Source organism: Actinotignum schaalii FB123-CNA-2, assembly GCF_000411135.1.
GTDB classification, from domain to species: Bacteria; Actinomycetota; Actinomycetes; order Actinomycetales; family Actinomycetaceae; genus Actinotignum; species Actinotignum schaalii_A.
The window spans coordinates 252,365-272,170 of sequence record NZ_KE150262.1 but is presented as its reverse complement, the minus strand read 5'-3'; the positions used below and the strand labels follow the sequence as shown (position 1 = coordinate 272,170).

At 62.0% G+C, this 19,806-nt stretch carries 21 protein-coding genes, 1 tRNA gene, 1 pseudogene and 1 riboswitch; of the genes and pseudogenes, 12 read left to right on the top strand and 11 right to left on the bottom strand.

Features of this window, described 5'->3' with window-relative positions:
• Positions 1 to 17: 17 nt before the first annotated feature.
• The gene (locus HMPREF9237_RS01170) at positions 18 to 503 is read right to left on the bottom strand and encodes a hypothetical protein (protein ID WP_016441884.1); all 486 of its coding nucleotides are present in this window, start codon (positions 501 to 503) and stop codon (positions 18 to 20) included.
• Between the two features lie 129 nt (positions 504 to 632).
• Positions 633 to 986, bottom strand: coding sequence for a hypothetical protein (locus HMPREF9237_RS01165; protein WP_016441883.1), 354 nt, complete (start codon positions 984 to 986; stop codon positions 633 to 635).
• Positions 987 to 1,146: 160 nt separating this feature from the next.
• Between HMPREF9237_RS01165 and HMPREF9237_RS01160 the strand changes: the two genes are divergently transcribed.
• Complete coding sequence (locus HMPREF9237_RS01160; RefSeq protein WP_016441882.1) at positions 1,147 to 1,578, top strand: hypothetical protein; 432 nt, start codon at positions 1,147 to 1,149, stop codon at positions 1,576 to 1,578.
• 47 nt (positions 1,579 to 1,625) lie between these two features.
• Here the strand turns inward: HMPREF9237_RS01160 and HMPREF9237_RS01155 are convergent, their stop codons facing one another.
• The 5 genes and pseudogenes from HMPREF9237_RS01155 to HMPREF9237_RS01135 all read right to left on the bottom strand — a co-directional run bounded on the left by HMPREF9237_RS01155 (position 1,626) and on the right by HMPREF9237_RS01135 (position 3,576).
• Positions 1,626 to 2,225 (bottom strand): hypothetical protein, encoded by a 600-nt coding sequence (locus tag HMPREF9237_RS01155; protein WP_016441881.1) that lies wholly within the window; start codon positions 2,223 to 2,225, stop codon positions 1,626 to 1,628.
• Positions 2,226 to 2,424: 199 nt separating this feature from the next.
• Positions 2,425 to 2,781, bottom strand: a pseudogene (locus HMPREF9237_RS01150) (type II toxin-antitoxin system death-on-curing family toxin); the annotation flags it as partial.
• Between the two features lie 17 nt (positions 2,782 to 2,798).
• A complete protein-coding gene (locus tag HMPREF9237_RS01145; RefSeq protein ID WP_016441879.1) occupies positions 2,799 to 3,041 on the bottom strand; it encodes a type II toxin-antitoxin system Phd/YefM family antitoxin in 243 nt (80 codons plus the stop codon).
• A gap of 106 nt (positions 3,042 to 3,147) precedes the next feature.
• Entirely contained in the window at positions 3,148 to 3,414 is a 267-nt protein-coding gene (locus HMPREF9237_RS01140) for an AbrB/MazE/SpoVT family DNA-binding domain-containing protein (protein WP_039898156.1), read from the bottom strand.
• A gap of 88 nt (positions 3,415 to 3,502) precedes the next feature.
• Positions 3,503 to 3,576, bottom strand: a tRNA-Gly gene (locus HMPREF9237_RS01135).
• Positions 3,577 to 3,748: 172 nt separating this feature from the next.
• Between HMPREF9237_RS01135 and dcd the strand changes: the two genes are divergently transcribed.
• The 11 genes from dcd (at position 3,749) to HMPREF9237_RS01080 (ending at position 15,499) form a co-directional block, all read left to right on the top strand.
• Positions 3,749 to 4,348 carry a dCTP deaminase gene (dcd, locus tag HMPREF9237_RS01130; protein ID WP_016441877.1) on the top strand — a complete coding sequence of 200 codons (600 nt, stop codon included), beginning with the start codon at positions 3,749 to 3,751 and terminating at the stop codon, positions 4,346 to 4,348.
• Positions 4,349 to 4,601: 253 nt separating this feature from the next.
• Positions 4,602 to 7,727 (top strand): Na+/H+ antiporter subunit A, encoded by a 3,126-nt coding sequence (locus tag HMPREF9237_RS01125; protein ID WP_231366640.1) that lies wholly within the window; start codon positions 4,602 to 4,604, stop codon positions 7,725 to 7,727.
• Positions 7,724 to 8,353, top strand: a complete 630-nt coding sequence (locus HMPREF9237_RS01120; protein ID WP_016441875.1) for a Na(+)/H(+) antiporter subunit C — start codon at positions 7,724 to 7,726, stop codon at positions 8,351 to 8,353. Before HMPREF9237_RS01125 ends, HMPREF9237_RS01120 begins: the two co-directional genes overlap by 4 nt.
• Positions 8,350 to 10,131, top strand: coding sequence for a Na+/H+ antiporter subunit D (locus tag HMPREF9237_RS01115; RefSeq protein WP_016441874.1), 1,782 nt, complete (start codon positions 8,350 to 8,352; stop codon positions 10,129 to 10,131). The genes HMPREF9237_RS01120 and HMPREF9237_RS01115 overlap by 4 nt, the downstream gene beginning before the upstream one ends.
• Entirely contained in the window at positions 10,128 to 10,763 is a 636-nt protein-coding gene (locus HMPREF9237_RS01110; RefSeq protein ID WP_016441873.1) for a Na+/H+ antiporter subunit E, read from the top strand. The genes HMPREF9237_RS01115 and HMPREF9237_RS01110 overlap by 4 nt, the downstream gene beginning before the upstream one ends.
• The gene (locus HMPREF9237_RS09145) at positions 10,760 to 11,143 is read left to right on the top strand and encodes a monovalent cation/H+ antiporter complex subunit F (RefSeq protein ID WP_016441872.1); all 384 of its coding nucleotides are present in this window, start codon (positions 10,760 to 10,762) and stop codon (positions 11,141 to 11,143) included. Before HMPREF9237_RS01110 ends, HMPREF9237_RS09145 begins: the two co-directional genes overlap by 4 nt.
• Positions 11,140 to 11,544, top strand: coding sequence for a monovalent cation/H(+) antiporter subunit G (gene mnhG, locus HMPREF9237_RS01100; protein ID WP_016441871.1), 405 nt, complete (start codon positions 11,140 to 11,142; stop codon positions 11,542 to 11,544). Before HMPREF9237_RS09145 ends, mnhG begins: the two co-directional genes overlap by 4 nt.
• A gap of 70 nt (positions 11,545 to 11,614) precedes the next feature.
• Entirely contained in the window at positions 11,615 to 11,884 is a 270-nt protein-coding gene (locus HMPREF9237_RS01095; protein WP_016441870.1) for a DUF4235 domain-containing protein, read from the top strand.
• A 112-nt stretch (positions 11,885 to 11,996) separates the two neighbouring features.
• Positions 11,997 to 12,107, top strand: a riboswitch (TPP riboswitch).
• 38 nt (positions 12,108 to 12,145) lie between these two features.
• Positions 12,146 to 13,192, top strand: coding sequence for a thiamine ABC transporter substrate-binding protein (locus HMPREF9237_RS01090; RefSeq protein ID WP_016441869.1), 1,047 nt, complete (start codon positions 12,146 to 12,148; stop codon positions 13,190 to 13,192).
• Positions 13,189 to 14,874, top strand: coding sequence for an ABC transporter permease (locus HMPREF9237_RS01085; RefSeq protein ID WP_196800219.1), 1,686 nt, complete (start codon positions 13,189 to 13,191; stop codon positions 14,872 to 14,874). The genes HMPREF9237_RS01090 and HMPREF9237_RS01085 overlap by 4 nt, the downstream gene beginning before the upstream one ends.
• A complete protein-coding gene (locus HMPREF9237_RS01080) occupies positions 14,858 to 15,499 on the top strand; it encodes an ABC transporter ATP-binding protein (protein ID WP_016441867.1) in 642 nt (213 codons plus the stop codon). The genes HMPREF9237_RS01085 and HMPREF9237_RS01080 overlap by 17 nt, the downstream gene beginning before the upstream one ends.
• Positions 15,500 to 15,521: 22 nt before the next feature.
• Here HMPREF9237_RS01080 and HMPREF9237_RS01075 read toward each other — a convergent pair whose 3' ends face one another.
• The 4 genes from HMPREF9237_RS01075 to HMPREF9237_RS01060 all read right to left on the bottom strand — a co-directional run bounded on the left by HMPREF9237_RS01075 (position 15,522) and on the right by HMPREF9237_RS01060 (position 19,535).
• Positions 15,522 to 16,403, bottom strand: a complete 882-nt coding sequence (locus HMPREF9237_RS01075) for a patatin-like phospholipase family protein (RefSeq protein WP_016441866.1) — start codon at positions 16,401 to 16,403, stop codon at positions 15,522 to 15,524.
• Positions 16,404 to 16,476: 73 nt separating this feature from the next.
• Positions 16,477 to 17,829 carry a DUF4921 family protein gene (locus HMPREF9237_RS01070; protein WP_016441865.1) on the bottom strand — a complete coding sequence of 451 codons (1,353 nt, stop codon included), beginning with the start codon at positions 17,827 to 17,829 and terminating at the stop codon, positions 16,477 to 16,479.
• Positions 17,830 to 17,909: 80 nt separating this feature from the next.
• Positions 17,910 to 18,419 carry a general stress protein gene (locus HMPREF9237_RS01065; RefSeq protein ID WP_016441864.1) on the bottom strand — a complete coding sequence of 170 codons (510 nt, stop codon included), beginning with the start codon at positions 18,417 to 18,419 and terminating at the stop codon, positions 17,910 to 17,912.
• 183 nt (positions 18,420 to 18,602) lie between these two features.
• On the bottom strand, positions 18,603 to 19,535 hold the full coding sequence (locus HMPREF9237_RS01060; RefSeq protein WP_016441863.1) for an ROK family glucokinase: 933 nt from the start codon (positions 19,533 to 19,535) through the stop codon (positions 18,603 to 18,605).
• Between the last annotated feature and the right edge of the window lie 271 nt (positions 19,536 to 19,806).

The window sequence follows — 19,806 nt, the reverse complement described above, 5'->3', positions numbered from 1 at the left end:
GGATACTGGGTGCCGCTTTACCTGTTCAGGCTTGTATGCCACTGAGCGTAGCGTTCTTGGATGGCGTGGAAATCTTCTTCGGAGATGCCGTACTGCTCCACCTCGTCGAACTCCACGTAAGCGCAGGCTTCTAAGCGCTGAATAAAGAATCCCATGTCGAATGCGAGATCACTTTCCTTGGCGAGGGCTATGAGCTGATCGTCGCTATAGCGACCGCTGCGGCGAAGTGAATCCACATCTAAATAATCACGAGATTCTGCGCGGGAATACAATGCGGCGACTTTGCTACCCGCGGCATCTTCCTCCGCCAGAACTGGGCCGATGTTTAACGTGGCTGGAGGGAAGCCGCGCCAATCAACACCCATATCGATGGATAAAACGTTATCTCCATCGGAGATGGCCAAGTTGGCGTACTGGCTGCTTATATGCGACGTCACAACCTTGAAGCCGTGTTTGATGCACGTTTCCAGTACCTTTTGATACGCCAGCGGGAACGTATCCATATGCTCCTGGATGGTAAAAGGTCGATATCCTCAGTGGGGCGCATAGTGATTCCGTGCTCGCGTAGTGCTCCCGAGCCGCACAGCACGAAGCCGTACTCTTCAATCCCTGAAAGAAGAAGGCGGGTGAGTTTACGCTGAAATTCGAGATTTTCCATGGAAGATCCGATTCTCCGGCAGCTCCGGGAATTTTGATTCCCACATCTCATAGACGCGCCACGGCAAGCTAAGTGTTGTCCAGACCTGCATGAGGAGTTCCCGATTTAGCCAGCGCTCCTGCTGTTCTGTGGTGCCCTCGTTGATCAATGCTGTATAACCGCGCTTGATGAGGCCGTTGCTTTCGAGGTGGATCGTCGGGGAATTCGGGGCCCAGATGATCGAGTGGTCGAGGTAGAGAGTGCCACCCATGCCAGGGCCGCGAAGCGCATCTAGGGAAGAAGGCAGTTCGTAATGCTTGCGTTGTGAATAGGGTGCAATATCGCGCATGCGGCCTCCTTTCTGGTTCTTCCCCCATCCTAGAGGTGAAAAGCGCCGCCGGCCACAGTGGGATAATTAAATTGAATGCCGCACAGAATAAATGCGATAAAATTATGCGTAACGGCGTTATGTAGGGGCGCGGTTACGTAGGCACAAGGAGGTGCAGGTCATGGCACGGTTACATGTGAGAAGGCGGTGGTTCTTCTTCGATGATAGGGGTCGCCATTATTTGAGCGTCAACGGAAAGAATCGCCCGGAGGTACTGCTTCCCGAGCGCGATAATGTTTTCGAGGTGGGCTCCGGCGCCTGCGTTGCCCAGGTGCGAACGCTGGTTCCCCTCAAGAGCAATTCCGTATCGTTCTCCGCGGCGGAAGGTGATGACATCTATCTCAGCTATCGCCTCAAGAAGGGAGCCATTATTGGCCTCATCGTGCTATTTAGCGCGGTCGCGGCCCTGCCCTTCGTGGTGAAATCCGTGGACCGCATGATTCTGCTGCCGGTGGCCGGGGTGTGCCTGCTCGTGCTGCTGGTGCTGTCATTCACCGTGTTTTCGACGACGTACACGCTCAAGATAGAGGACGCATCCAAAGTTGCTGCGTAGCCAGCCGCGCAGCCCAGCACCCCATCGCCATGTGTGCTGGCGGCGGGCTAGGCGGCGTCGTCGTTCTTATCGGGAATGCACTGCGTTGTTGACGAAATGCGCTGGGCGCCGCGATGGTCAGCGAGCCAACGCTGGCCGTTCACGTCAGTGAAGCAGAAACGGAAGTTTTCGTTAATGACGGTAAGTGGGGGCCGGTCGCCGAAAAGGCTGTCGGCATAGGTGTCGATGTACTCGGCTTTTTCTTTCGGCGGGAGCGTGGGGAACGTGATTTCGTACCCGGCGGAGGTTTGCCGGAATTCGTGATAATGGTCGGCGGAGACGGTGAGGCCGTCAAGTGGGGCGGGCATCGCGAGCGTAAGGTCAAAGATTGGGTTGGGGGAGGCGTTGTGGAAACTCGAGGTGATCTGCCGGCCGATTTTGCCGGTGTCGGTGCGGTGTTCCTCGGCGGTGATCTTATTTTGGACGAAAGCTTGGTTGGCCTGGGAAAACTGCTCGGCTTTGATTGCCTCGTGACGGTCGTAAATATTCAAGCCGAGCACGGCCACTGCGATAACCACTGAAATAAGCGAGAGCGTTTCGGATAGCGGCAGCCAGCCGCGTCGCTTCCCGCGCGCTTGCTCCATGCCGAGAACCTTCTCCTCATCCATGCGGTTATCCCTTTTCTACCAGTTTTCGAATCGTAGCCGCGCTTGGCGTGACTGACGCCGGCGCCGTGCAGCGCGGGCCCGTAGTGTGGGCCCGCGGTGTGCGGCCACCGATGAATTTTAGCGTTTTCAAGAGGGGGAAACATGTGGGGTTCTTCAACTGGCGATGTTGAATCGATAGCGACGACGGAGCGCAGTGTAACTACAGGAGGTGTTCGTCAATCCATGCGCGTAGGCCTGATTCATCTACTTGTCCCGCAGCCACGCTTAAAATAATCGCAATCATCTCATTGTCCGTATAGCTCAGTTCCACACCGTTGAGCGCGAGGAAGACTAACATCGCGTGCGTGCCAATACGCTTGTTTCCGTCGATAAACGGATGATTCTTGATAAGCCCAAACGCAAGGCGAACAGCTTTATCAATAAGACTGGGGTACAGATCCTGCCCACCAAAACTCTGTAATGGAGTCATGAGGGCTGAATCTAAGAGGCCTTCGTCTCGGAGCCCCGATGTCCCACCTGATGTTTCAAGCAGTTCCTGGTGAATCAGGAGGATCTGCCGCTTGCTTAGCTACTTCACTTCGCCAGTTCCTCATATACGCGCGCATTTTTTCTTATGAGTGCGGCTGAGACCTTCGCGAGCTCGGCATCGTCCGGCTCTGTGATTTCATCCGCCTTAGCGAATTCTGTGATGATGTAACGAGGGCGATTATTTTTCAAAATAACGGCTGAGCCATACTCGTCTACCAATCGCGCCACCTTTGAGAAATTCTGATTCGCTTCCGAAATTGGTACCAAGGTATTCGTATTGACATTCATGGCTTACCTCCCCTTCCAAGAAGAATATACAACATATCCTAGGTTGAATATAGCCTAATTTGAAGGGGGTGTGGGTGTCGGTTTTGGCGAGAGTTAGCCCGCCTGACTAACTGTTTCTAATACTCGCGACCAGATCGTTCACGGCTTCTTCGGAATCGAGGCCCAAACGTTCCGCTTCGCCCGCTAGCCCAGCTTGGAGCGCTGACATTGCATAGCGGGCGGAGTTGATCACGCGCACGTCGCTGCCGTCTACGACGAAGGCAATGCGGTCTCCTTTGTTGATGCCCAGCCGCTCGCGCACCACCTTTGGGATGGTTATGCGTCCCTTCGCCTTCACTTTGGCGGATTCTGCGAATTCATTAGTCACCGTCATCCCTCCTTGGATGTGGGTGGGTAGTACTAACGCTTGCGATTCTAATGGGCATGATATTGATATATGGGCGGACTCGCTGCCCGAAAACTGGAGCGGGCGACGGGAATCGAACCCGCCTCTGCAGCTTGGGAAGCTGCCATTCTACCGATGAACTACGCCCGCGAGAGCGGTGAAACCTCACGCGAGCGGCCGAACCGCAGGCGCGAAAGAATCACTAGGTGATTATCCTAGCGTGCCATCCCCGCCAGCGCAAAGCCCGCCCGAATTGCTCCAATTCCTCCACATACCGCCGCGCAGGTAGCGCCCACCCGCGCGGGCGTGTCAGAATCTAGGCGTGTTACTTTCCGATGTTGATATTTTGCGTTCCGTGAGCGAGGGCCGCATCGCCCTGCACCCCTGGGATCCGGAGATGGTACAGCCCTCCTCCATCGATATTCACCTCGACCGCTTCTTCCGACTCTTCGATAACCACAAATACCCGGTCATCGACCCGGCCGCGGACCAGTCCGACCTCACGCGCCTGGTAGAAGTCCCGGCCGACGGCGAATTCGTTTTACACCCGGGAGAGTTCGTGCTCGGCTCCACTTTTGAGCAGGTCACCTTGGGGAACGACGTCGCAGCTCGCCTGGAAGGAAAATCCTCCCTCGGGCGCCTGGGACTCCTCACCCATTCCACCGCCGGGTTCATCGACCCGGGCTTCTCCGGGCACGTAACCCTCGAGCTGTCCAATACGGCAACGATGCCGATCAAGCTCTATCCCGGCATGAAAGTGGGCCAATTCTGCTTCTTCCAACTCTCCTCGGCGGCCAATAACCCCTACGGAGCTGGCGCAAGCGGTTCGCGCTACCAGGGTCAGCGCGGCCCCACAGCCTCGCGGTCCCACCTTAACTTCCACCGTATCGACGTGACCCACTACCCGGAAGTCGATAATTAAAATCCGGCCCTAGCAAGCCTCGCGCTCCCAAAGCAAGCGTTGGCCGCGCGGTCTCATCGAGAGCGGAAACACGGGACACTCGCCCATATTTTCGCTACTGTAATGATGTTCCATGCGTTAACAACGAGCTCCACCGCCTAAGAAACCGGCGCCCGCACCTACCGGCTGCATCGTGCCAGGTCACCCGCGGAGGGGCTCAGTGGCGTATGGTTGGCACGCTCCGCACGTAGAGCACGTAGCGCACCCGGCGTGCATGGCAAAGGGCGAAGGGACGGAGGCTGCCGTGGCATATGTGCTCCTGCTATTTGTGGTGGGGGCGCTGTGTGCACCGCTCGTGATGCAGCGCGGGCGTTTCGGCTTCGCAATCCTCGCCCTCCTCCCGGCCGGTACTTTCCTGTGGCTCCTCAGCCTCATCCCCCGCATCCTCCGCGGTGATATCTACCAGCAATCCCTCACCTGGGTGCCCCAACTGGGCATGGACCTGGATATCCGCATTGACGCCCTCGGCCTGCTCCTCGCCCTCATCGCCACCGGGGTGGGCGCGGCCGTGCTCTTCTACTCGGCGCGGTATTTCAAACGCGATGCCTCCTACCTGGGCCGTTTCGGCGCGATTTTCGTGGCTTTCGCCGGGGCTATGCTCGGTTTGGTCACCACGGATAACACCATAGCCCTCTATATTTACTGGGAACTCACCACCGTTTTTTCCTTCCTCCTCATCGGCCACTATTCCGACCGGCAATCCTCGCGGCGCGCGGCTTTCCAGGCCATTATTGTGACCACGGCAGGTGGGCTGGCCATGCTGGGCGGGATCACCATGCTCGGGGTCATGCCCGGGGGATCCTTCTCATTGCACGAGCTCGTGGTGGCTTCCCACGAAGCCACGCTGTCACCGGGGAATTCCGCGCTGCTGACGAGCGCCGTCGTACTTGTACTTATTGGGGCTTTCTCCAAATCCGCCCTGGTACCTTTCCATTTCTGGCTGCCGGCCGCCATGGCCGCACCCACGCCTGTCTCCGCCTACCTGCACGCCGCGGCGATGGTCAAAGCCGGGGTGTACCTGGTGGCGCGCCTGGCCCCCGGTTTCGCGCATAATCCCGCCTGGCGCTGGATGGTAATCATCCTCGCCTCGTACACGGTGCTGCTGGGCGGCTACCGGGCCCTCAAACAAACCGATATTAAGCTGGTTACCGCTTTCGGCACGGTCTCCCAGCTCGGACTCATTATTCTTTTCGTCGGCTACGGAGATTCGGCGATGCTGCTGGCAGGGCTCATGCTGCTGCTGGCTCACTCCCTCTTCAAATCCGCGCTCTTCCTTTCCGTGGGCATCGTGGACGTGTGCACCGGCACCCGTGACCTGCGCGAACTATCCAATGTGGGCCGCAATATGCCCGCGGTTGCCACCTTCGCCGGAATGGCGGATGCCTCCATGATGGGTTTCCCGCCCTTCGCCGCTTTCGTGGCGAAAGAAAGTGCGCTCGGCGCCCTGTGGGGTGGTAGCGCCACCGATATCGCGGTGCTCGTGCTCATCGCGGTGGGCTCCGCGCTCACGGTGGCCTACGGCCTGCGTTTCTGGTGGGGCGCCTTCATGCGCAAACCGCGCGTGGAAGATACCGAGGTCCGTGATGTTTCCGCGGTCATGATCTGGCCCGTGGGAATATTGGCGACTGCGGGCCTGGTGGCCGGGCTCGCAACCGCGCCCATCAGCGCTTTCCTAGAACAGTACCTGGCCCAATACCCGGTGCTGGCCCCCTACCAGGGCCACCTGCACCTGTGGTCCGGCTTCAACGGGCCCTTCCTGGTGACCCTCGCCATCCTCGCGGCCGGATTCCTCCTCTTCTGGCAGCGCCACCGCATTTCTGCCTTCACCCAGCGCCACGCCATCCGCACCAGCGCCGAGGAAGCCTACCAGCGCATTGTTTCGGGCACCGAGCGTTTCTCCATGACCGTCACCGCCCGCACCCAATCCGGTTCGCTTCCCACCTACCTCCTCACCATTTTCTGGTTCCTGCTCATCACCGTGGGCATTGCGCTGCTCACCAACCCGGTGGGCACCCTGGTGGTGCCCCGGCTCTTCGATAGCTGGGCGCAGGCCGCGGTGGCCGTTGTTGGCTGCCTGGGCGTGCTGCTTGCCGCGGCCTCTCGCCACCGCCTCAAAGCCGTGATCCTCATGGGAATCGGTGGCTACGCCGTTGCCCTCACCTACGAGATGTACGGGGCGCCGGACCTGGCTCTCACCCAGGTGCTTTCCGAAACTCTCACCCTCGTTGTCTTCGTGCTGGTGTTGCGCCGCCTGCCCTCCTATTTCTCTTCCCGCCGCACCAAAGGCACCCAGCGCTTCCGCATCGTTTTCGCGGCCATCATGGGGCTGCTTTTCGCGGGGCTGGCGTATCTGGCAGCCGGGGTGCGCACCCACGCGCCTATTTCGGAGCTTTTCGCTGATGAAGGTTTCCGTTTCGGGTACGGGCGCAATATCGTCAACGTTACCCTCGTGGATATCCGGGCTTGGGACACCATGGGGGAGACGTCCGTGCTGGTGGTCTGCGCCGTCGGCATCGCCTCCCTCCTCTTTGTACGCGACCGTTTCGGCGGCACGGATCGGCTACGCAATATCCTCGGCGCGAAAAGTGAACGGGCGCAACGCTTGCACCGCCTCGGTGATGACCCGGTGGCCTATGTGCGCAATTCGCTGCGCGCCGAAGAAGAAGCGAAGCGTTCGGGGCGCAACCGAGCCTGGCTCGCCTCCGCGAACCGCCCCGGGGTGGCCTCTCGCCCGATTATGTTGCAAATCGGCACCCGCCTGGTCTTCCATACCGTTCTCATTATTTCGCTCTTCTTCCTTTTCTCCGGGCACAATATGCCGGGCGGAGGTTTCGCCGGCGGGCTGCTGGCCGGCATCGCGTTGACCTTGCGTTACCTTGCCGGCGGGCGTTTCGAACTGGGCGCCACCCTCCCCATCCTCCCCGCGCACCTGCTGGGAACCGGGCTGGGCCTAGCCACTCTTTCCTCGCTCGCCCCCATTATGTTGGGCGGTAACCCGCTGCAAACCGCGAAAATCGATATGGTGCTTCCGATCTTTGGGGAGGTTCATTTTACGACGGCGCTCATCTTTGACACCGGCGTCTATATCGCGGTTGTTGGCCTGGTAGCCGAAATTCTGCGGTCCCTCGGCGGGGAAATTGACCGGCACGGGGAAATGGAAGAAGGCGTCTGGGATGCTGATATTCGCATTGAGCCCTCCCACGACGCCCGTCAGAACCTGCGTGAAGAAATGGAATCCCAGGCCGAGCTCAGCGAGCGCACCTCCCCGAAACAAGAAGCCGAACGCCTGGCCCTGGCCGCCGAACAACGCGATGCAGCAACGGAAGGAGAGCAAGAATGAGCGTATCTCTCGCCCTCATCCTCATGTGCGGGGTTTTCGTTGCCGTGGGCGTCTATCTTATTTTGGAGCGTTCCCTATCGCGGGTTATCCTCGGGCTGGGCTGCCTCTCCAACGGCGTCAATATTCTTTTCCTTATCGCGGGTGGCCGCACCGGCAACCCGCCCTTTATCGGCAACGGTTCCCCGGACCTGTGGGCGGACCCGCTGGTCATGGCCATGATGCTCACCGCTATTGTCATTACTTTGGCCACCACCGGCTTCCTGCTGGCCATGGCCTATCGCACCTGGCAGCTGCGCGATGATGACGAAGTACGCGACGACGTGGAGGATCGCGCCGTCGCCGTTCGCCAACAACTAGAAGAAAGCAGCCAGCGATCCGAAGTGGGAACAGACTTGCAGGAAACCTCCGCGGAATTCCGCGACGAAACCGATACTCCGGCCCCGCGTTTCGGGCGTCTGGGCCGCTGGAACCGCCGGCAGCCCAAGCGCCGCCGGCACCGCTACGTGGCTAACCCGAATGCCACCCACGGTGTGGACGGTTCGCTCACGAACGGTGGAAAGCCGCGGAATAGTGGGCGCGGCGGCAACGCGGGGCGCAACAGCAACGCGGGAGGTGCACGGCGATGATTTCCTGGCTACTCCCCGTTCCCATCGTGCTGCCCCTGCTGGCGGCCGGTGTGCTCCTGGCGGTTCCGCGCCGGCGCCGCGTGCAAGCCTGGACCGCGGTGGGGATGCTGTCCATCGTCCTCGTGGTGGCGGTCATTCTGCTTTTCGTTTCCGCGCGCGGTCCCATCACCCTGGACGTGGGGAACTGGGCGGCGCCCGTGGGCATTTCCCTGGTGGCTGACAGGCTCTCTACCATTATGCTCACCACCTCGGTCACGGTGACCCTGATCGTGCTGGTGTACTCGGTATTCCAGGGCGTGGCAGACGGTGAACGCGGCGCCCCCACCTCGGTGTACTACCCGGCCTTTATGATTCTGTCCGCCGGGGTGTCCGATGCGTTCCTCACCGGCGATCTTTTCAATATGTACGTGGGCTTTGAGATTCTCCTGGCCGCCTCCTTCGTGCTCCTGACCATGGGTGGCACGGCCGAACGGATGCGCTCCGGCTCGGTTTACGTGATCGTCTCCATGGTGTCTTCCCTCATCTTCCTCACCGCGCTCGGCCTCACCTACGCCGCGGTGGGCAGCGTGAACCTGGCCGACCTGGCCGTCAAACTCCCGCAGGTGGATCCGGGAATGCGCATGGTCCTCCAGATCCTCTTCCTCGTGGCTTTCGGGTTGAAAGCCGCGATTTTCCCGCTGGCCGCCTGGCTGCCCGACTCTTATCCGACCGCCTCCGGCCCGGTCACGGCTGTATTCGCCGGCCTGCTCACCAAAGTGGGCGTGTACGCGATTATCCGCACCCAGGTGCTGCTTTTCCCGGGCGGGCGCCTGGACGATATCCTCGCCGGTTTCGCGGTGGCCACCATGCTCATCGGTATCCTCGGTGCGATCGCGCAGGAAAATATTAAGCGTCTACTGTCCTTCACCCTGGTCAGTCATATTGGCTACCTCATCTGGGGTATCGCTATCTCCACCGAAGCGGGGCTCTCCTCCACGATTTTCTACGCCGTGCACCATATCGTGGTGCAGACCGCGCTGTTTTTGGTGGTGGGCCTGATCGGCTGGGTGGCAGGAACGACGTCGCTCGTGCGGCTCGGCTCCATTATGCGAGCGGCCCCCATGGTTGCGGTTTTGTATTTCCTCCCTGCGCTCTCCCTGGGCGGTATTCCGCCGCTATCCGGATTCCTCGGCAAAGTGGGGCTGCTGGAAGCAAGTGCAGCGCGCGGCACCGTGATTGACTGGGTGCTCATCGCGGCCGGCCTGGTCACCTCGCTCCTCACTCTCTACGCCGTGATCCGCGCTTGGAATATGGCTTTCTGGCAGGAAGCCCCGGCGGAGCTGCCCTCCACCACCTACCCGAGCGGCATGGTGATTTCCGCCTCCGGGCTTATCGCGGTCATGCTCGGTATTACCTTCGCGGCCGCGCCGCTGCGCTCTTTTACCGACGGCGCCGCTGCCGAGCTGGAAGCCCGCACCCCCTATATCAGCGCGGTGCTTCCCGACTGGGATCGCGGTACCGGGATCTCCCCGGAGGTGGATGAAGAAACCGTGGTGCCCCACGAGGATTCCACCCCGGATACCGGCACCTTTACCCAAACTCCCGAGCCGAAGGAGAGCCCGCGCCTGCTGCGCTCCCCGAGCCCCACGCCGGTTCCCACTCTGGTGCCGACCGGTGCACCGGTGCCAAGTGGTGCGCCGTCGTTCCACACGCCCGCGCCCGTACCCACGGCGGGTCTCACATCGGTTCCCGCGCAAGGTCCCGCGCCCCTTCCCGCAGCTTCCGGAGGTGAGCAATGAGTCGCGATAGTGAAGCAATCCGCCTGGTCACCCGGCGTGAAGGCCGTTTTCCGAGCGCCTCCCTGGGGGTGCTGGTGTGGCTGACCATTGTGTGGGTACTGCTGTGGGGGCAGGTGAGCGCCGCCAATATTGTGGCCGGTTTTGCCCTCGCCCTTCTCGTCACCGAGCTGGCGCCTTTCCCCACCGCGTCTTTCGACGGGCGTTTCCGGATCTGGGGTGTGATCCGGCTGGTTGCGATTTTCGTGCGCGACCTCGTGCATGCCTCCTGGCAGCAAGCCCGGTTTATTCTGCGGCGCGCCACCCCGCGCGGCGCGGTGATCCGCGTGCGGCTGCGTTCCCACTCCGATGCCTACCTGGCGATAACTGCCGGGATGTCCACCCTGGTGCCCGGCTCGCTCGTGATCGATACCGACGCCGCCACGGGTACCCTCTACGTGCACGTATTTGACGTGGGCATGGCCGGGGGAGTGAGCGCCGCGCACCAATCGGTACTCGATTTGGAAGAGCGGGTGCTGCGCGCTTTCGCCTCCCGCAGTGAGCTGGTGCAGGCTGGCTTCGTGCCCGGGTCCAGCCCGAAGGCCGGGCGTCTGCCCGTTCCCTTCGCTCCCGATAGTTCCGGAGGTGAACGATGATTATCGTGATGGTGATCTGCGGGGTGCTCTTGACTATCTCCGCGCTGCTGGTCACGGTCCGTATCGTCAAAGGCCCCACGGTTCTCGACCGAGTGGGGGCACTCGATGTCATTACTTCGATTATGGTGGGGGCGCTCTGCCTGCTCGCGGCGGTGACCCGGCGAGCGGATTTGCTGGCGGTATTCGTCGTCGTCGCCATTGTTGGTTTCCTCGGATCCGTGGCCGTGGCGCGCTTCATCCGGCCCGTGGACCAAAACGACCCGAAGGAAATGCGGCGCCTCGAAAAGGCGAACGAACACGAAACAACCGACGAAGAAGAAGACGAAAGCCCCGCCCACGATCCGGACCGCGATACCGAGCAGGAAGGAGTCCGGCCGTGAGCCCCTGGGATATTATCGGCGCCGCGCTCATGCTGGCCAGCGCCGCACTCACCTTCGTGGCCGCCATCGGCATGTTCCGCTACCCGGACCTCATGACGCGCCTGCACGTGGCCACCAAACCGCAGGTCCTCTCCCTAATCATGGGTTGCCTGGGCGCGGCCTGCCTGGTGCGTGACCCCTCAATGACGTGGACGCTGCTGCTCGTGATCGGCTGCCAGCTCATCACCTCGCCCATCTCCGCGCATATGCTTTCCCGCGCCGGGTACCGTACCGGCCGTATCGATTCGGATGCCATGGTCGTGGACGAATTGCGCGAGGACCTGCGCTTCGGGCGTGGGCTGAGTCATAATAGTTCTGGACAGGACAAGAATTCCGCGCGGGGGAGCACCTCCACGCACTAATGATGGCGCGCGATGCCGGGCTTCCTGGCCGCATCTGGCCGGGGCCGCGCCGCGCGAAGAAAGGGACGCTATGGATATCGGGTGGAAAGTTGTGAGCGCGGGTGTTGGGGTGCTCTCGGGGATCGTCGCCAATAAAATCGTGGACGTGGTGTGGAAGGGTATTTCCGGGCGGGAGATTCCCGATTCGGAAGACCCGAACGCGCCGCTCGTGGACGCGGTGATTTTCGCGGTGGTTTCCGCCGGGGTGGCCGCGGCTGTTTCCCAGCTCACCCAGCGCCAGGCCGCGAAATGGTACGGCAAGGGTGAAGTGATCGATTCGCAGGCGCGCGCCCGGGCCTAACATTCGCGCGGCGCCGATCCGGTTCCGACCCGGCGCCGATCCGGTTCCGGCTCGGGACCGATACGCTGCGGGACCGCAGGCGTGAAAATCTGGGACCTCCGTACTAGACTGGGCGGCACGACAGGGGAGCGCAGCAGCGCTGAGAGTGCGGCCGGCACGCGGCACGCAGACCCTCGAACCTGCTCCGGTTAGTACCGGCGAAGGGAGTCGAGATCTCTCCTCCGCACCGCGGAGACCCTCCTTATATCCTGAGGAGGATGCATGGTCCAGAAAAATAGGCACGGCGCCCGCGCACTTGCGGCCGCCGCGATGGTTGCGGCACTGGCCCTGGCCGGCTGCTCAAAGAACGACGACGCCGCCTCTCCGGCAGCGAGCGATCATCCCACCACAGTTCGCGTGGTCAGCCACGAATCATTCAACCTACCCGATGAGCTCATTGCCCGCTTCGAGAAAGAATCCGGGTACACCATCGTGAAATCGGCCCCCGGGGATACCGGCCAGGTTGTTAACCAATTGGTGCTGGCGGATGGCAAACCCGGCGCGGATATGGTGTTCGGGGTGGATACCTACACCGCCTACCAGGCGCTGGACGGTAACACTATCGCCGATTATTCTTCCCCGAAGCTTCCGGCGGGGGTGCCCGCCCTGGAAGGGAAACTCAATCCCATCGATCAGGGCGAAGTCTGCGTGAATTACGATCGCGAGTGGTTCACCCAGAAAAATATGATTCCGCCCCTGAGTTTCGCCGATCTTTCCCGTCCCGAATACGCCGGGCTGCTCGCGGTGGAAAACCCAGCTCTTTCCTCTCCCGGCCTGGCTTTCCTGGCTGCTACCGCGCACGTTGCCGGGGGAACGGAGGGGCTCTCCCAGCTGTGGGGTCAGCTACTGGGGGCCGGAACTCGCATTTCTGGCTCGTGGACGGATGCTTACTACACTGATTTTTCCGGTTCGGAAGGCAAGGGAAACTACCCGCTGGTGGTTTCCTATTCTTCCTCCCCGGCTGCTGAAAACGGGCGTACCGGCGTGATTGAATCGACCTGCGTACGCCAGGTGGAATACGCCGGGGTGCTGCGCGGGGCAGAGAACCCGGAAGGCGCGCAGGCTTTTATCGATTTCCTGCTTTCCGAGGATGTGCAGAAAGCTATCCCGGAGTCGATGTACGTGTACCCGGTGGCCGATGTGGAGCTGCCCGCGAGCTGGCAGCAGCACGCCCCGCGTATCAAGGATCCCATCGTGCTGGACGCTAAAGAAGTGGGGGCCCAGCGCGCCGAATGGATCCGTGCTTGGCGTGACACCGCGGGAATGTGAGTAACGCATTTCGTATCCCGCGCCCGCGCGGAGCTTCCCTGGTGGTTGCCCTCGCGCTCGCGGTCCCGCTATTTTTCCTCGCGGTGTTCTTCCTGTGGCCGGTGGTGGCGATGCTCGCGCGCGGGCTCGTCACCCCGGCCGGGGTGGATACCGTGGGTTTCGCCGCCGAGCTCACCCGCCCGCGCACCTGGAAAGTCGCCGGGCAAACCCTGTGGATGGCGGCGGCCAGCACCGCCTGCTCGGTCGTGCTGGGGCTTCCCCTCGCCTATGTGCTCTACCGCTTGCGACTGCCCGGGGTGCGGGTGGTGCGGGCCTTCGTGGTGGTACCTTTCGTGCTCCCCACCGTCGTGGTGGGTACCGCGTTCCGGGCGCTGCTGCGCGCCGACGGCCCCTACGGTTTCCTCGGCTGGGATTCCAGCCCGTGGGCGGTGGTCGCGGCCATGGTTTTCTTCAATACCGCGGTGATTTCCCGGACGGTAGGGCCCCTGTGGGCGGCGCTGCCCCCGCACGCGGAGGCCGCTCGCACCCTCGGCGCCTCCCCGTGGCGGGCTTTCCGTACCGTCACCCTTCTGGAACTGGCCCCGGCTATTACCTCCGGCGCGGCTATTGTCTTTTTATTTTGTTCGACGTCGTTTGGAATCGTCCAAACCTTAGGCGCACCCGGCTACGGTACCCTCGAAACTGAAATTTGGGTGCAGACCACCACCTTCCTTGATTTACGGGCCGCGGCGGTGCTTTCGCTGCTGCAAGTGGTGATCGTTGGGATTGCCACCGTGGTGGCGGCCCGGGCCACCCGGCGCACTTCGGCGGCGCTGCGCCTGCGCCCGGCCGCCCGCAGGAAAGTGGGCCCGAGTGATATTCCGGCGCTGCTCATCAGCTCGGCTACCGTTATTTTCCTGATCGGGGCTCCGCTCCTCACCCTGGTGGCGCGATCCTTCCAGCGTTCGGGCACCTGGACGCTGGAGAACTACCGAAATCTCATCGGTTCTTCCGGATTCTCGGGGATCTCGGCTTCCGATGCACTCCGGAACTCCTTGACGACGGGACTGAGCGCTGCCGCACTTGCCCTACTCCTCGGGGCGCTGCTCGCTTTCGCGTTGGCCTCCCCGTGGGCCCCGCCGCGGCCGGTGAGCACGGCCGCGGAAGGGATCGCCCTGCTGCCGCTGGGTGTTTCCGCGGTGACGGTCGGTTTCGGATTATTCCTCACCATCCGGATGCTTGTACCTTCCGCGCAATTGCTCGTGCCGGTAGCCCAAGCGGTGGTGGCCCTTCCCCTTGTGGCCCGAGTGATCCTCCCGGTGGTGCGGGCCATCGACCCGCGCCTGCGCGAGGCTGCCGCCACCCTGGGGGCCGGGCCGGGGCGGGTCTGGAGAAGTATCGATCTGCCCTTGGCCGCCCGGGCGCTCGCGGTTGCAGCCGGTTTCGGGCTGGCCATTTCCTTAGGGGAATACGGTGCCACGTCCTTCCTGGCCACCAGTGATTCCACCACGCTTCCGGTGCTGATCGGCCAGCTCTTGGGGAGGCCCGGGGCGGAAAATTACGGGACCGCGATGGCCGGGGCGGTAGTGCTCGGTACGGTCACCGGGGGGCTGATGGCGCTGAGTGAAATGGCGGCCCCTGCCGGAGCTGCGTCGTCGTTATTAACGCAGCAGAAAGGAAAGCTTCGTGTTAGAACTTCGTGACGTGTCGGTGCGCTACCCGGACGGTTTCGAGGCGGTGCGCGGCGTGAATCTTAGCGTGGAGTCGGGCACGACCGTGGCGCTGCTGGGGGCCTCCGGTTCGGGGAAATCCTCGCTGCTGCGCGGGATCGCCGGGCTGGAGGCGGTGCGCGGGCAGGTGCTGATCGACGGCGCTGATATGACGGCGGTTCCCACCCATCGGCGCGGGGTGGGCATGGTTTTTCAGGATGGGCAGCTTTTCCCGAATCGCAGTGTGGGTGGAAATATTGCCTACGGGATTGAGAAGGGCCGTTCGCGCGCCGAGGTAGAGGCGGAGGTGGCGCGCTGGCTGGAGCTGGTGGAACTCAGCGGTTACGCCAAGCGGGCGGTCACGACTCTTTCGGGTGGGCAAGCCCAGCGGGTGGCTCTGGCGCGTTCCCTGGCGGCGCGCCCGCGGGTGCTGCTCCTGGACGAACCGCTTTCCGCCCTCGATACCCGCCTGCGGGAGGACCTGGCGGTATTCCTGCGCCGGGTGCTGCAAAAGTCCGGCACGACGGCGGTCTACGTGACCCACAATGATGCCGAAGCGGCGACCGTTGCCGACCGGGTGGTGCGCATGGATAGCGGGCGGCTGGTTGCCGCAGGTTAACTAATCTTCCTGAACAGTGCAGCTAGAGCCCGAGGAAGCGCAGGATCGCGGGGAAGTCCTCGTTGATCTGCGCGGTCCCGGCCGCGAAAGAGGCTTCCAGTTTCGCCACATTGGTTTCCCGGTTGGAAGTCAGCTGGTGGCGCGGGAAGTAGAGGTAGGCCCGCCCCCGCGCTTCCAAATCGAAAAGATGAGCCCGGGTGGCGTTGTACTTCGCGGCGCGTTCCTCCAGCGCGGTAATGAGGTGGGGGTATTTGCGGAAAGCTGCGCGGATTAGCGCACTTGCCTTTCGGGAAGGCGCTGGGCGCACGTAATCGCGCGGTTTCGTCATAATAACGACGGCGCGCTCGAAGCCAGCAGCCTCAGCAGCATCAATAGGTATACCCCCGGATGGCCCGAGCGCGCCGTCGGCATAAAGCTCACCGTCGAGCGTTACGAAAGGCATAATGCCGGGCATCGTTGAGGAAGCCTGCACCCGCACCAACAGGTCGTCAAGAACCTTAATATCGCCGCGGTGCCAGTGCACGGCTGCGCCGTCGCTCAAACGAAAAGCACTGATATCGAAATCACCGGGCGTGGACTGGAAAGTCTCGAAATCAAAGGGAAGGGCTTGGCCCGGGCGCGACGTGTGAAGGTAAATATAATCCGAGTTGAAAGCGCCTTTGCCGCTGAGGAAGGTCCGCCAGCTCCCGATATTTGGATCCGCCCCAAATTCCACGAAAGAACGCCGGGCCCGAAGCGGGTCGCGGCTGAGGTAATTCGCCACGTGGCTGGAACCCGCCGAAATCCCTGAAACATGCGGGAACTCCAGGCCGGCCTCGATGAGCTTGATAACCACCGGGGCGGTGGCGCTCGCGCGCATACCGCCGCCCTCAAAAACGAGGGCGGTCTCAGCGATCTGAGACATGGGGTCTCCTTTCTACGCGCCAGGCCGGGGCGGGTGCGGCCGCGAGTGAAGATGGCTCCGGCCGCGGCCCGAACTACCTGCCGCGCACTCCTGATTCACCCATTCCGTAACGCAGCGAATTGACTTCGCAACTGCATTCGGTGGCGATATTGATCGTGGAAGCAATCGCGCCTTCGGCGCGCAGCTCCAGCAGGCGGGGAACAACCCGATCCCGCAAGGACCACGGGTCAATGGTATTGACGTAGATCTTGGTGCCGCCTTCAAAACCGGCGAGGGTGGAGGTGCGCCATTTGAGGAGCACCCGCCACGGGGTCGCGACTTCCATATCCCGCGAAGGTGCGTACCATTCTTCATTCGTGGGAATATCTGGGCCGGTGGCCGCGTGCATGGCATGCACCAGATCCGAAACGGCGCGCAATTCATGGCGGGTGTGCTCGAAGGGTTGGGAGGCTTCCGAACGCGACCATACTTCGAGGGTGGGGTAGCGATGCCCGAACCCGGCGTAGGCCACCGCGTACTTGTTCTCCGCGATAACGAGATTGTGGTAGCCGGCGTAATCCACCCCGTACTCGTTGAAAATATTGGGGTTATCGCGCACCCGGTCCACTTCGTAGCGGTGATTGACGGTGCGCTCATCAATGGACACCAGCTGCTTATGGAGGTGTTCGAAGGAGGCCCCGGCCGGCCGCAACCAATTCTGGAAGACCTGCACGTATTTGACGTAGCGGTTCTGCTCGTACAGATCGCGCATGGCATCCGCGGTAAGCAGGAAGTACCAGTAGTGCTCAGCCGGGGTGAGGGTACCCGAGCCGGCCCGATTCGCGGTGGAATCGGAACCGGGCACATAGTGGTGGCGCCCGATAATGAGGTCATGCCCGCCCCCGTAGAACGGCAGCGCGCTCAAGAGGCGCTCCCGCTCCGGAAGCGCATTCCAGGCATCCTCATCCATGCCCGAGGCAATGGCCTTGTTATGCGCCACGGAAAGCACGTGGGCCCGCCCGGCCGCATCCGAGGTGTAGCGCTCAAAAGCATCCTGGCGGCGGGTGGTGAGCTCATACTGGTAGTTGGTGGTCCAGTACTGGAAAGGAACAATCTCAAAAAGATTGGGAACCCGCCGGAAATCCCACGGGTCCGCCAGGGAATCCACCGGGGCATCATAGGTGATCCGAGCTTCACCCGTGGCAGGGTTGCCAACGATGCGCGCCTTTTCCGGTGGTGTTTCCAGCACCCGATCCGCGCAGAAAGAACAGAAGTTTTCCGGGTGATCCGCGCTCAGCGGTTCCGCGATAGGAACTTCCGCCTTGAGGGGCCGGTTAGCGCGGCCCGGCTGGGTCCACACTTCGGTACCGGAAAACGGGTTGATCTGTTTGATGGTCCCATCCGGAAGCCGGGTAATAGGCGGGCGGATTTCGTGGCGTACAACCATAAGTTTCCCTCACGTTCGGCAGCAGAGCCACCCACCATAGTAGTGGGTAGCTCCGCTGCGAGCACGGCGAAGCTGAATTCTTAGCTCACCGAATACCCCGCCTGCGCCAAAGTTGCATAAGCCTCATTGACGAAGGCTCTACGCACCTGCACCTCATAAGAATTGGCGGTGGTGGCCCGCACCGAAGCGAAGTCACGCCGCCCACCGGTGAAGCCGTGCGAGATCGCGCCCATAATGGCACCGAGCACCGCCCCGCAGGCAAGCCCGAAGAGGAGCACCTGCCAGAGCACCACGGCCGGCGCGAAAAGGATAAAGAAGAAGGAGAAGAAGAGGCCCCAGGAAGCCCCGCCTGCCGCGCCGTAGAGCGCGGCCTTTCCGGTGGTCAGGCGCCCGGTTACCTGCTCCACGCTTTCCAGATTCACGCCGACGATACGCACATTTTCCACCGGGAACCCGGCATCCGAGAGCACATCTACCAGGCGTTCGGCCCGCCGATAATCAGAAACTTCCGTAATGGTGCGGTAATCCACGGCACTTTGTTCAGCGGCGCGCGCGGTGGCGGACGCGCCAGTAGTTATGTTTTCATTCATAGGCTCATCCTAAAGGTGGCCTATGACAGAAAAATCGCCCTCGAAACAAAAATCAGCTGCGCGCCGGAAATGCTCGCTAGCGGTGGAAACCGGGAAGCGTATTCCGGCGCGCAGCCTGGATGGTGTCAGTGCGCGCCAAATCATACGGGTGCGCAGCTCACGCACACTGGCTAGCCAGCCACATTACTCAATCGTGGATAGGTCCGCGGCGCCAATAATCCCGGCGTCGTTCCCGAGCCGCGCCAGGCGAATTTCCGGCAGCGTCCGGTATTTCGCCACGGGGAGAACTTCGGGGAATTCGCGTACCAGCGGATCAAGGACGAGCGAACCTGCTTCGCTTACCCCGCCGGCGATCACGAAGATTTCCGGATCGAAAATGGTGGCCATATCCGCCAGGCCGATGGCGTTCCAATGGGCGAGCTCGTTGAAAACATCGAGGGCCATCTCATCGCCTTCCTGGGCGGCCGCGGTCACGGCCGGGCCGGTCACGCGCCCTTCGCCCAGTTCCAGGATGCGAGCGGCACCGCTGGGGTAATTCGCGGCCCGCTCGGTGGCGAAACGCACCAGCGCACTACCCGAGCCCATCACTTCCCAGCACCCGCGCGAGCCGCATCCGCACAGCGGCCCGTTCGGAACCATGTGGATATGCCCGATTTCCGCCCCGAAACCGAAAGCTCCGCGCAGCAGATTCCCGTTCATAATGACGCCACCGCCCAGCCCGGTGCCGAGCGTTACTACAACGGCAGATTCCGCATCCGCGGCCGCACCGAAACGGTATTCGGCCCAGGCGGCCGCGTTGGCGTCATTTTCAACGACGACGGGCATGCCGGTAAGCTCAGCGATACGTGAACCGAGCCGTCCGTTCTGTAAGGGAACATTAGTGCCGTAGATCAACGTATCGCGATCCGCGGCGATATAGCCGGCCTGCCCGATTCCCACGGTGGTAGCACCCGAGGATTTGAGGTCGTTGACGCAGGCGGCGATGGTTGCGATAAAGGCCTCGGAATCCTGGCGCGGCGTGGGGCGCCGGACCCGCTGCAAAATTTCACCTTGTTCATTGACGACGCCGGCGGCCACCTTCGTGCCGCCAACATCCACACCGATGCTCAGAGTCATGGTGCAAGTCTACCTGGCGTGGCCGGCCGGATTCCGGGATGGCGCAGCGGCGTCGTCGTACCGAAAAAGGGGTGTGCGCGGACGTGACATAGCTCGCGAAAAGTGGGCGGGAATAAAAACCACGCCCCTAAGGTTGAGTTAGGTGGACTCAAGAAAGGGCGAGCCGATTGGACATAGGTTCTCGGATCGTTCAGACTTGGAAGGAAACTTTGTCGAAGGGTCCGCGGCCGGTACCGCCGGCGTGCGGATCTGCGGCACGAATGCAGAAGGA

Excerpts from the sequence above, each read along its gene's own strand:
- HMPREF9237_RS01155 (WP_016441881.1), bottom strand. The coding sequence starts at position 2,225 with ATGGATGAGGAGAAGGTTCTCGGCATGGAGCAAGCGCGCGGGAAGCGA.
- HMPREF9237_RS01075 (WP_016441866.1), bottom strand. The coding sequence starts at position 16,403 with ATGTCTCAGATCGCTGAGACCGCCCTCGTTTTTGAGGGCGGCGGTATG.
- HMPREF9237_RS01170 (WP_016441884.1), bottom strand. The coding sequence starts at position 503 with ATGGATACGTTCCCGCTGGCGTATCAAAAGGTACTGGAAACGTGCATC.
- HMPREF9237_RS01120 (WP_016441875.1), top strand. The coding sequence starts at position 7,724 with ATGAGCGTATCTCTCGCCCTCATCCTCATGTGCGGGGTTTTCGTTGCC.
- HMPREF9237_RS01065 (WP_016441864.1), bottom strand. The coding sequence starts at position 18,419 with ATGAATGAAAACATAACTACTGGCGCGTCCGCCACCGCGCGCGCCGCT.
- HMPREF9237_RS01115 (WP_016441874.1), top strand. The coding sequence starts at position 8,350 with ATGATTTCCTGGCTACTCCCCGTTCCCATCGTGCTGCCCCTGCTGGCG.
- HMPREF9237_RS01140 (WP_039898156.1), bottom strand. The coding sequence starts at position 3,414 with ATGACGGTGACTAATGAATTCGCAGAATCCGCCAAAGTGAAGGCGAAG.
- HMPREF9237_RS01160 (WP_016441882.1), top strand. The coding sequence starts at position 1,147 with ATGGCACGGTTACATGTGAGAAGGCGGTGGTTCTTCTTCGATGATAGG.
- HMPREF9237_RS01145 (WP_016441879.1), bottom strand. The coding sequence starts at position 3,041 with ATGAATGTCAATACGAATACCTTGGTACCAATTTCGGAAGCGAATCAG.
- HMPREF9237_RS01090 (WP_016441869.1), top strand. The coding sequence starts at position 12,146 with ATGGTCCAGAAAAATAGGCACGGCGCCCGCGCACTTGCGGCCGCCGCG.
- HMPREF9237_RS01060 (WP_016441863.1), bottom strand. The coding sequence starts at position 19,535 with ATGACTCTGAGCATCGGTGTGGATGTTGGCGGCACGAAGGTGGCCGCC.
- HMPREF9237_RS09145 (WP_016441872.1), top strand. The coding sequence starts at position 10,760 with ATGATTATCGTGATGGTGATCTGCGGGGTGCTCTTGACTATCTCCGCG.
- HMPREF9237_RS01070 (WP_016441865.1), bottom strand. The coding sequence starts at position 17,829 with ATGGTTGTACGCCACGAAATCCGCCCGCCTATTACCCGGCTTCCGGAT.
- HMPREF9237_RS01125 (WP_231366640.1), top strand. The coding sequence starts at position 4,602 with ATGGCAAAGGGCGAAGGGACGGAGGCTGCCGTGGCATATGTGCTCCTG.
- HMPREF9237_RS01095 (WP_016441870.1), top strand. The coding sequence starts at position 11,615 with ATGGATATCGGGTGGAAAGTTGTGAGCGCGGGTGTTGGGGTGCTCTCG.
- HMPREF9237_RS01165 (WP_016441883.1), bottom strand. The coding sequence starts at position 986 with ATGCGCGATATTGCACCCTATTCACAACGCAAGCATTACGAACTGCCT.
- HMPREF9237_RS01110 (WP_016441873.1), top strand. The coding sequence starts at position 10,128 with ATGAGTCGCGATAGTGAAGCAATCCGCCTGGTCACCCGGCGTGAAGGC.